This is a genomic window from Paraburkholderia jirisanensis (genome assembly GCF_054782355.1).
In genome coordinates, this window is record NZ_BAAGSQ010000026.1 from 121,269 (window position 1) to 133,241 (window position 11,973).

The following is an 11,973-nucleotide window of genomic DNA, read 5'->3' on the forward strand; positions in this document are numbered from 1 at the left end:
CGTGACGACTTATGTGTAATGCATCAAGTGTTGCCTGGCAACATCGGTATTGCAAACTTTGACACTTATTCCAAAGCGTTTCTGATAATTTACGTCTGTTTTTCAAAAAGCAGACAAATAAATGCAAAACAAAAGTATTCACCCGCTGCCATGCAGCCGGGTTCGGGGATCACGCGTTGTCGTAAACAGATCGGCAATCGGCAAACAGAATCGGGGTGAGGCAGGCGTCGCGACGAACCTGCCGGCATCACAGGCGCACGCGCCACAGTAATTTCCGCGATGAAGACCAACAATCCTGGCCGGCCCCACCGGCCCGGCAGGCACGCGCACGTCCTCAGAAACGCAGGGATCGCTTCCTCGCTGAAACCATACCGGCTGGCCCGTCTTTGCGGCGCGCTCGTCGCTGCGTCAGCGATGCACGTCGCCCATGCGCAGATAGCCGATACGCAGGGCGAACAGGAACAGCGCCGGCGTGCGCAACAGCAGGCGATCGAACGCGAACGCACGTTGCAGGCGCCCAACGTGGAGCTTCAACCGGCCGGACATGCCGAGATCGACGACGGCAAGCTGCCGGTTGAAACGCCGTGCTTCAAGATCGAAGCACTGTCGCTGGACGTGCCGCCTGGGCTGAGCGAAACGGTCGAGGCAGCCGGCGCCCGTGCGCTATCGCCCAACCCCCTCTTTCCCGGCGAATTGACGTTTGCCCGGGACTATCTGCAGCGCTATATCGGCCAATGCGTGGGGCGCGACGGTCTCAATCTGATCGTGCATCGCGTGACGGCGCGGATCATCGAACAGGGCTACTCGACCACGCGCGTCGTGATCGCAGCGCAAGACGTGTCCACCGGCAAGCTGAGGCTTCACCTGATTCCCGGTGTGATCAGCGCAATCCGCTTTGCCGATCCGTCCACGTACGGCACGCCGCGCAATGCATTCCCCACCCACGCAGGCGATCTGCTGAATCTGCGCAATCTCGAGCAGGGACTCGAACAGATGAAGCGCGTCCCGAATCAGGACGTCGACATGGAGATCGTGCCCGGACCCGCGCCGGGCGAAAGCGACATCGTGATCTCGGTCAAGCGTCAGAAGCCATGGTCGTTGACCTTGAGCGCCGACGACAGCGGGCTCAGGTCGACCGGCCAATATCAAGGCAGCGCGAGCCTGACGATCGACAATCCGCTTGGCCTGTCGGACCTGCTCAACATCGGCTACAACCACGACATCAATGGCCATGAGAGCCAGTACGGCACGCACGGCAGCAGCGCCTACTACTCGATTCCGTGGGGCAACTGGACCTTCACCGGCACCGCAAGCCAGTACGACTACCACCAGCAGTTCGCGGGCGCATTCACCACGCTGGTTTCGAGCGGCAAATCCGAAACCTTCGACGTCAAGACCGAGTACCAGTTCTATCGCAACCAGCTGCAGAAGAACACGCTCGAATTCCGCGTCGGCAAGCGCTATAGCGAAGCGTTCATCGACGGCACGGAAATCGACGTCCAGCACCGCGACAACACCTACGCGGAAATCGGCTGGCAGCACAAGCATTACTTCGGGGCCGCGCAACTGGACAGCACGCTCGCGTACCGCTGGGGCGTGCCGTGGCTCGGCGCTCAACCCGACCTGCCGGGCGTGCCCGACGGCGCACCGACGTCTTACTACCACATGGAAACGCTCGACGCGACGTTGAGCATTCCATTTGCCATTGCCGGCTTTCCGTTGCGCTATACGGCCACCGTGCGCGCGCAGAACACGCCCAACGTGTTGTATCCCACCGAGTACTTCTCGATCGGCAGCCGCTATACGGTGCGCGGTTTCGACGGCAACACGATGCTGGCCGCCGAAAAAGGCGTGTTTATCCGCAACGACCTCGAGATTCCGTTTCCGCGTTTCAGCCAGGCACTGTACGTCGGCCTCGATGGCGGTGAGGTGTTCGGTCCCGAAGCGAACAACCTGCTAGGCCGGCGCCTTGCCGGCGCGGTCATCGGCGTGCGCGGCAGCGCATTCGGGCACGTCAGTTACGACGCCTTCATTGGCGGCCCTCTGTACCAGCCCAGCCGTTTCCCCAACCACTGGCCGGTGGCGGGCTTCAGTGTGAGTTTCCTGCTATGAACAAGAACATCTATCGCGTCATCTTCAATGCGGCTCGTCGCCTGTGGACCGTGGTGCAGGAAACGGCCACCGGGAACGGCCGCGGTCGCACGGTCGGCACGATGCGTCAGGCCGCCGTGCGCGTCGTGCGTTGGGCACGCATCGACATGCTGTCGATGCGGCATGTCGCATTCGCTGCGCTGTGTGCACTCGGCATGCAGCCGGTGTTCGTCGAGGCTCAGGTCGTTGCGGCGCCGACGTCGGCTGGCAGCAAGCCGATCGTCGGTGTGGCGGGCAATGGTGTACCGGTGGTTCAGATCGCCACGCCGAATTCCGCAGGCGTGTCGAACAACGGGTACACGCAGTACAACGTAGGCGCGCAGGGCCTCATCCTGAACAACTCGACGGGTAACGTGCTGACCCAGCAGGGAGGTTACGTTGCCGGGAATCCGAATCTCGCATCGGGCACCGCACGGGTGATCGTGAACCAGGTGGTCGGCGGCAGCCCGAGCCAGTTGCTGGGCTACACCGAGGTCGCGGGCCAGAGAGCGGAAGTGGTAATCGCGAACCCCGCGGGCATCTTCTGTAACGGTTGCGGTTTTATCAATACGAGCCGCGGCATTCTGACGACCGGCACGCCGGTTTTCGGTGGAACGGGCAGCCTCGATGCGTTTCACGTGACGGGCGGCCAGATCCAGATCGGCACGTCGGGGTTGAACGGCAGCAACGTCGACCAGGTCGATCTGATCGCGCGCAGCGTCGCGCTCAACGGAAAGGTATGGGCAGGCCAGTCGCTCAATGTCGTGGCGGGCAACAACGATGTTCGTCACGACGACCTGGCCGCGCAATCGCTTGGGCCGGATGGCAACAGTCCCGGCGTGGCGATCGACGTCGCGCAGTTGGGCGGGATGTATGCCGGCAAAATCCGTCTGATCGGCACCGAGACCGGCGTGGGCGTCAACAGCGCCGGCACCATTGCATCGCAGGCGGGCGATCTTCAGCTTAGCAGCCAGGGCAAGATCACGTTGTCGGGTACGACGAGCGCGAGCGGCAACGTGTCGATTGCTGCTGCGGGCGATATATCGAACACCGGCTCCATCTATGCAACGCAAAACACCGCTTTGAGCAGTCAGGGCCTGGTGAGCAACAGCGGCACCGTCGCGGCGTTTGGCGACACCAGCATCGCAGGCGCGCGGGTGAATTCGACCGGTGCGCTAGGTGCGGGCATCGACGCAAACGTTAACGTGTCGGGAAGTGGCAGTCTGACCGTGACGGGCACGGGGGCCGTGTCCACCACCGGCCAGCAGATGGCGGGCAGCAATCTCGCGCTGTCGGGCAGCAGCATCGACATGACCGGGGCTCAGACGCTGGCAAAAGGCAATGTGTCGATGACCGCAACCGGTGCGGGTGGCGACACCGGCGACATCACCGGCACAGGTGCCGCGCTGCAGGCGGGCGGCAGCCTGAGCGCCAACGCATCGGGCACCTTCTCGAACGATCACGGGCAAGTCAGTGCCGCACAACTGAATGTGACCGCGGGCAGCCTCTCCAACCGGAGTGGCTCGCTCTCGCAAACGGGTGCGGGCGACATGAGCCTCGTCGCAGCGCGCGCGCTCGACAACACCGCGGGTCTGATCGCGACAAACGCGCAGAACGCCACGATCCGCTCAGGCAGTCTGACCAATGCAGGCGGCCAGATCAGCCACGCCGGGACGGGAATATTCAGCGTCCAGACCGGCGCGCTCGACAACGGCCAAGGCAGCATCGCCACAAACGGAGCGGCGAGCATCGCGGTGGCCAGCCTCGCGAACACATCTGGCTCGATTACGTCGGTACAGTCGATGCGCGTCGCGTCGGACGGCGATCTTGCCAATACCGCAGGCCGTGTCGAAGCAGGCGGCGCGCTGGACGTGTCTGCGGCGAACGTGCAAAACACGGCCGGGCGCATCGTTTCGGAAAACGCCGACGGCCTCACGCTGTCGGCAAGCGGCCAGATCACGAACGCGTCCGGCACGACGGCGCAAGGCGCAACGGGTGGCGTGATCGGCGGTAACGGCAACGCGACGATCCACGCTGCGTCGCTCACTAATGCCGGAACGATCACGGCCGCACAGAATCTTGGCGTGACGGCTTCGGGGACACTCGACAACAGCAACGGAACGTTGACTAGCGCGACGCTCGCGGCCAGCGCCGCGTCGTTCAGAAACGCAAATGGCGCGATCAGCGCCAACACCGTTTTCGTCAGCGCACCGCAACTCGACAATAGCGGTGGCCAGATCACCGCAAACCAGCTCACCGTGAGCGCGTCGAACCTGACGAACGAACATGGCGCCCTCACCCAGCTCGGATCGGGCGCGATGGGTATGGACGTCAGCGGCACACTCGACAATTCGAACGGCGGGCTGATCCAGACGAACAGCACAGACCTGACACTCGCGCCGGCGTCGCTGAACAATAACGCCGGCACGATCACCCATGCGGGCACCGGCACGTTGACGATCGATTCCGCCCATGGCGCGGGCGCCGTCACGAACGTCGGCGGCTCGATCGTCAGCAACGGCCGCACTGCCCTATCCGCAGGAAGCGTCGACAACACCGGTGGCACCATCGGCGGACAAACTGGGCTCGTCGCGACCATTGCGGGCGCGCTGAACAATGCCCGTGGTCAGCTGGCATCGAATGCCGATCTGGGCGTCGCAAGTGGCGGCGCGCTCACCAACACCGGCGGCACGATCGCGGCGACCGGCAACAGCTCGGTACAGGCCGCGTCGCTCGTGAACGGCGGCAGCATCACGGCGGCACAGAATCTGGATAGCACCGTCGCGGGTCTGCTCGATAACGGCGACGGGACGATCAGCGCACAGACGGTGACGACCCGATCCGGCTCGTTCGCGAATGGAAATGGCCTGGTCAGCGGCAACACCGTTTCGATGACGTCGCCGCAGTTCGACAACAGCAACGGCCGGATCATTGCCAACCAGCTCGCCCTGACTGCGACCAACCTGGTGAACGGGCATGGATCGCTTACCCAGCTCGGCTCCGGCGCGATGAGTCTCGATGTCAGCGGGACGCTCGATAACTCGAACAGCGGCGTTATCCAGACCAACAGCACCGACCTGACGCTTGCCTCCGCGTCGTTGAACAACAACAGCGGCACGATCACACACGCGGGTACCGGCACACTGACGATCAAGCCCGGCAATGGCGCGGGATCGCTGACCAACGTCGGCGGTCACATCGTGACCAACGGCCAGGCATCGGTTCAGGTCGGCGGCCTCGACAACACGGGCGGCACGCTGGCTTCGCAGGGCGCGCTGTCCGCCGGCGTTCAGGCGGTATTGAACAACACGAACGGCCGCCTGTCGTCCGGGTCGGCATTGACTGCTTCGAGTGGCGGCGCACTGCTCAACACGGGCGGCGTGATCGGCGCCGGCGGCGCGGCGCCCGGCAGCACACTGAGCCTGAGTGCAACGTCGATCGACAACTCCGGCGGCGCCATTACCAATGTCGGCACGGGCGCAACCACGGTCAGCGGCGGCAACCAGATCACGAACCAGAATGCAGGCGCCGTGACCGGCATGGGTTCGATCAGCGGCAACGGCGACGTCACCTTGACGGCGTCATCCGTCTCGAACACGCAAGGCGGCCAGCTGAGCGGAGCGAACCTGCAGATCAACACAGGTGTGCTGGACAACACCGGCGGAGCAATCGGCAACGTCGCGAACAAAACGGGCGACGTCGGCATTTCGACGGGGACACTGACAGCTACCAACGGCCAGATCAATGCATCGCGCAATCTTTCGGTGGGCGCAAGCACGCTGCTTGGCGGCGGTCGATACAGCGCGGTCAACGACCTGACGCTGAATCTGCAAGGCAACTTCACGACAGCGCCGAATTACAGCTTCAATGCCGGCCACAACCTCACCTTCACGTTGCCGGGCACGTTCAACAACGCCGGTGCGTTCGCAGCGGTGAACGGTCTGACCGTCAATGCGAGCGACATTACCAATTCCGGCACGCTGGCGGCCGGCGGCTTGCTCACCACGCATTCCAACACGCTGACCAACACCGGCACGATCGTAGGCGGCAGCGTATCGCTGAACGCCGCGCAAAGCCTGTCGAACCTCGGCACGAGCGCGTTGATTGGCGCAACCGATAGCGCCGGCAAGCTCGAGCTGCTGGCAGCGGACATCGAGAATCGCGACGACACGACCGCGACCGATGCGCAGGCGATGACGGCCATCTACGGGCTCGGGCAAATCGTACTCGCGGGCGGCAAAGACGCGAACGGAAATTACGTCAACGCGAACCTGGTGCGCAATCAGTCTGCGCTGATCCAGTCGAGCGGCGACATGCAGATTGCCGCGAATCAGGTGACGAATACACGCCGGTCGATGAGCACGTCGGGCTTTACGTCATCGGTCGATCCAGGCCTGCTTGAGAGCCTCGGCATCAGCCTTTCCGGACGTACCGGTGTGGCGGGCGTGATGGATCCCAACAGCATCGGCGGCGTGTTCACCGACCCGCCGCACGGCGGCCAGTGGAACAGCACCTACCAGTTCACGACTTACACGGGTGTGGCTACCGCCAATACCGTGACGTCCGTCAGCCCGGAATCGCAGATCATTGCCGGCGGCAATCTGAACGCGGCATCGGTCGGGACATTCCAGAACTACTGGAGCCAGGTGGCAGCCGCAGGCAACCTCGCGTTGCCGGCGGTGCTCGACCAGAACAGCTGGCAGGGGCAGACGGCACCACAGGTGCAGGTCACGTACTCAGGCGAATATCACTACAACAACTACGACAACAGCGAGCACGACTGGCAGTTGCCGTTCGGCAATGCTCCGTTCGTCGGCTCGCGTCCGGGCGGCTATTCGCAGGCGGCGCCGGCCGACATTCGCACGTATGCACTGCCGGCATACGAATCGAGCTTTACGGCGGGCGGCACGCTCAGCGGTACGGGCGTGACGATCAACAACACGGCTGGCAATGCGTCGATCACGCCGCTTGGTCTGCTGCCGGGACAGAGCATCTCGGGCACGGGAGCAGGCGCCGTGAGCGGGACGATCGGCTCCGACAGTGGCGCGCATACGGGCGCGGTGGCGGTGCGAGGCGGCCAGATCGGCAACAGCAGTCTTTCCGGATTCAGCGATCCGACTATCGCGCGCGCCACGGCAGTCAATGTGCTGGGCAACATCACGTTGCCGAAGGGCGGGCTGTTCAGCGTCGATAGCGCGCCGAACGCGCCCTACCTCATCGAGACGAACCCGGCGTTTACGAACCAGCAGCAGTGGCTGTCGAGCGACTACTACTTCCAGCAGATGGGCATGAATCCCGGGCAGATCCAGCTGCGGCTCGGCGATGGGTTCTACGAGCAGAAGCTCGTGCAGGACCAGATCATGTCGATGACGGGCAAGTCGGTTCTGACGAACTACGCCAGCACGCAGGACGAGTTCCAGGCGCTGATGACGTCGGGTGCGCAGTTGGCGAAGGCGCTCGATCTCGCGCCGGGCACGGGGCTATCGGCGGAACAGGTAGCGCAGCTGACCAGCAATGTCGTGATCATGCAGGAGCAGGTGGTGGATGGTCAGACGGTGCTGGTGCCGGTGGTGTATCTGGCGCAGGCGAGCCAACAGAATATGGGCGATGGGCCGGTTATCGCGGCAACCAATATCGATTTGCAGAATGCGCAGTCGGTGACCAATAGCGGCACGATCAGCGCGACGAACGGTTTTTCGATTGGCGCGCAGAGTATCGATAGCTCGTTTGGGACCTTGCAGGCCGGTGGGCAGATGACGCTGGTGACGGCTGGCAATGTCAATCTGACGTCGGCGAATGTGAATGCGGGAAGCCTCGCGCTGCAGGCGGGCGGCAATCTGATTCTGGATACGGCGGCGAAGACGCTTGGCCAGGTGAGCGATACGGGGGCGACGCGGGTTACGACGACGCTGGGGCCTACGGCGAGTATCAATGTGGCGGGGGATGCGGCGATTATTACGGGGGGGAATTTTGAGCAGAATGCGGGGAATTTGAGTGTTGGTGGAAACCTTGGAATGCAGATCGGCGGCGATTGGACGCTCGGCGCACAGCAAACAGGGGAGCATAAGGTAGTCGAGCGCGCGAATGGCGTGTCGAATACGGATATCAATCAGGCTGTCGGCAGTTCGGTGAAGGTCGGAGGACAGTCGAATGTCGCTATCAGCGGAGATCTGACGGCAAGCGGCGCGCAGATCGATCTTGGTCAGGGCGGCACGATTGCGGCAAAGGGCAATGTGTCGCTCGGTACGGCGAGTGCGACGTCGACAGTGAACAGCAACAGTTCGGGTGACGACCGCAGCCGCAGCTACGCGGAGACACTGCACACGTCGGATCAGACGCTGACCGGTACAACGCTTGAAGCCGGCAACACGTTGAATATCGTGTCGGGCAAGGACATCACGATCAGCGGCAGCACGATCAGCCTCGATAAGGGTAGCGCGAACCTTCTGGCCACGGGCAATGTGAATGTCGTTGCCGCGAGCGAAACGCATGAGTTGAATGCGCACGAAACACACAGCCATAGCGAGGTTGTGAGCGGCTCGAAGGTGTCGAGCAGCATCGATCAGACCATGACGCTGAGCCAAGGCAGCATGATTTCCGCGGATGGCGTAAACGTTGTTAGTGGAAAAGACATTAACGTCACGGGCAGCAACATCGTCGGAACAAACAACGTTGCCCTAACGGCCGTGCAGAACATCAGTATCAAGAGCTCGCAAGATATGGAGGCAACGCAAACCGACTACAGGAAGAGCGAATACGGTTTCCTGTCGGGCATGACTGTTGTGAACCAACTTGACGGTGGTCTGCAAGGCTACAGCGTCGGCGCTCGGAAGACGACTGACGCACAGCAGATTACCCAGGTGACGAACAATAGCAGTATGGTCGGTTCTTTGAACGGTAATCTCACCATTAGCGCCGGCAACGACCTGCATGTGACGGACGGCATACTGTATGCCGCGAACGACCTCGGGCTTGCAGGCAAGACCGTCACGATCGATGCGGCACAGAACACCTTGACGCAAAGCGAGCAGCAATCGTTCAGCCAGACGGCGATCACCGGTGGCATCAGCAACCCCGTGATTGCCGCAGTGCAGACTGCGAACCAGATGCGGCAGGACGCAAAGAACGCTAAGGGCGACGCGAGACTTGAGGCACTCGCTGCCGCTACCACTGGGCTGGCGGCAAAGAATGCGATGGATGCAGTTGCAAGCGACCCGACGGCAGTCGGTGGCATCGGAATCAACGTGTCACTGGGTACAAGCCACAGCAGCAGCAATTCGACCGCATCATCAAGCACTGCTGCGAGCAGCACGGTCTCCGCCGGCCACAATCTGACCATTGCCGCTGCCGGTGCTGGACTTAACAGTGATATCAACGTGACAGGCAGTGGGATCTCCGCAGGCAACAACGTCACGCTGATCGCCGATGGCAATATCAACCTTCAGGCGGCGCAGAACTCCGATAGCCAGACGAGTACGAACAGCGGATCGAGTGCGAGTGTTGGCGCGACTCTCGGCGTCGGAGAAAAGAATGGCCTTTCGTTTCAGTTGGGCGTGTCGGGCACCAAAGGCAACGGTAACGGCACTGACACGAGTTGGACCAACACACATGTCACCGCAGGCAATACGCTCACATTGCAATCTGGTGGCGACACCAATCTAAAAGGTGCAGTCGCAGATGGTCAGCAGGTCATAGCGAATGTCGGTGGCGATTTCAACATCGAAAGCCTGCAAGACATCAGCCACTACGACTCAAAGCAAACGAGCGGTGGTGTGTCGGTAAGCGTGTGCGTACCGCCAATCTGCTACGGTGCGTCCAGCGTGTCGGCCAACTTCAACCAGCAGAAGATGAACAGCGACTACGCGAGCGTTGTGGAACAGTCTGGCATTAAAGCGGGCGACGGTGGATTTCAGATCAACGTGCATGGCAACACGGACCTGAAGGGAGCGGTGATCGCGAGCAGCGACAAGGCGGTTCAGGACGGAGTGAACAGCTTGACGACCGCGACACTCACGCATAGCGATATCGAAAACCACGCGGCGTACGACGCATCGTCGGTTGGGATCAGTGGGGGTTACGGCGGCAGCATTGGCAAGACTCAGGCAGGTACGGCAACGAACGACAATCCGGTGCCGGGTACAACACTACCGAGCACGGGCGGTGGAAAGAGCGGTGGCTTCTCGGCGGTGCCGCCTGTCGTTATGAGCGCCTCGGGCGACGCGAATTCAACAACGAGGAGTGCAATTAGCGGCGGCGCAATCACCATCTACGATGGTACAAAGCAACAGCAGATGACGGGACAAACGGCTGAAGAAGCCGTGGCAAGTATCAATCGCGATACCACCGGCACACAAGCAACGATCGCTCCAATTTTTGATAAGGACAAGATCGCGGCCGGCTTCGACATTACTAGTCAGTTCGTGAATCAGGTGGGAACATTCGTCAACAATCAGACGAAGAAGAGCGACAGCCTACGGAAAACGGCAAATGATCCCAGTGCTGTCGACTCGAATGGAAATCCGCTTTCGGACGCACAGCGTGAAGCGATGCGCGCCGAGGCCAACTCTATCGATCAAACCTGGGGGCCAAGCGCAACTGGACGGCAGATATTGAATGCACTCACGGCAGCAGCTGGCGGCAATGTCACCGGCAGCGGTGCCGGATTCGTGCAGGCCGGAATCGCTAGCTACCTGCAGCAGCAAGGCGCCAGTCTGATCGGCGAGATGGTCCAGAAAGGTGAACTCAAAGAAGGCGACCCGCTGCATGCTGCGTTACATGCGGCTGTGGCATGCGCGGGTGCTGCTGCCAGCGGCGAAAGCTGTGGTGCCGGGTCATTGGGTGCGGCTACTGCAAGTCTGCTGACTAACCTTTTTAGTGATGATCCGAACGAGCCAGCCTCCGAGCGAAAGGCCAAGAGCGACCTGATTTCATCACTGGTCGCTGGTATCGCCGCAGCAACGGGAACGAATGCCGCCACTGCAACCAATGCGGCACAGGCAGAGGCCGACAACAATTTTCTGACGCAGAAACAGCAGACTGCTCGCTCGCTGGCTAAGACTAACTGCAGCACTTCGGCCGATCCGGCCACCTGCCGCCAGCAGGTACAACAGCAATACGCCAAGCTGTGGGATGCCAACGAGGCCGAAGTCAAAGATTGCGCGAGTGCGGATGCCTGTAAAGCAGCGCTGACGGATATGCGCACACAGCAGTACGAGTACGCTGCGCGCGAAAATGAGCTTCAGACAAAATTTGCAAATGGCTCGATCACCGGTGCCGAATTGGATGAACTTACCAACCTCAAGTTCTCCGATACCAATCTGATTGCTCTGCGTACCGAAGCGTTGGGCAATCTGATGAAGTATGGCGGCCAAGCCGCGCTGGCGTCTCTGCAAGGTTCACAGCTCCTTGCGGACATTGGTATTGGTGCTGCCTCAGGAATCGGCGGCGGCGTAGCCAGTGCGATAACTGGATATCGCGATGACGGCATACCATTGGTCAACGGGCGCTCGCCGATTAACAGTCTGTACGCCGGGAAAAATTATTCAGCGGAGAATTTCTCACCGGAGCTTCAGGCGAAGTATCCTAATGGCGTGAATTTCACCGCGAAAGGGTTTCCTGATTTTTCACCATATGCAGAGGTGAAGATTGACGTTTCAGGGCTTACCGGTGATTACTCGCGCGATGCTGCGCTCGCTAACAAACAGGCAGGGCTATCCAGCACGCCGGTGGGGTACGTGTGGCACCACGTGGAAGACGCCAGTACGATGCTGCTAATTCCTCAAGACATTCACAATGCCGTCCGCCACACCGGTGGTGCCGCTATCCTTAAATAGGCAGGCTTTC

Annotated in this window: 2 protein-coding genes; both read left to right on the plus strand. The window is 61.3% G+C overall.

Annotated features, from left to right (window positions below; all coding sequences use genetic code 11):
* Positions 1-414: 414 nt before the first annotated feature.
* Positions 415-2,112 carry a ShlB/FhaC/HecB family hemolysin secretion/activation protein gene (locus ACYVNQ_RS17010; RefSeq protein ID WP_460903719.1) on the plus strand — a complete coding sequence of 566 codons (1,698 nt, stop codon included), beginning with the start codon at positions 415-417 and terminating at the stop codon, positions 2,110-2,112.
* Positions 2,109-11,963, plus strand: coding sequence for a hemagglutinin repeat-containing protein (locus tag ACYVNQ_RS17015; RefSeq protein ID WP_460903720.1), 9,855 nt, complete (start codon positions 2,109-2,111; stop codon positions 11,961-11,963). Before ACYVNQ_RS17010 ends, ACYVNQ_RS17015 begins: the two co-directional genes overlap by 4 nt.
* Positions 11,964-11,973 lie beyond the last annotated feature (10 nt).

Bases quoted from the DNA above. Each gene is read 5' to 3' on its own strand.
- ACYVNQ_RS17010 (WP_460903719.1), top strand. From the start codon at position 415: ATGCACGTCGCCCATGCGCAGATAGCCGATACGCAGGGCGAACAGGAA.
- ACYVNQ_RS17015 (WP_460903720.1), top strand. From the start codon at position 2,109: ATGAACAAGAACATCTATCGCGTCATCTTCAATGCGGCTCGTCGCCTG.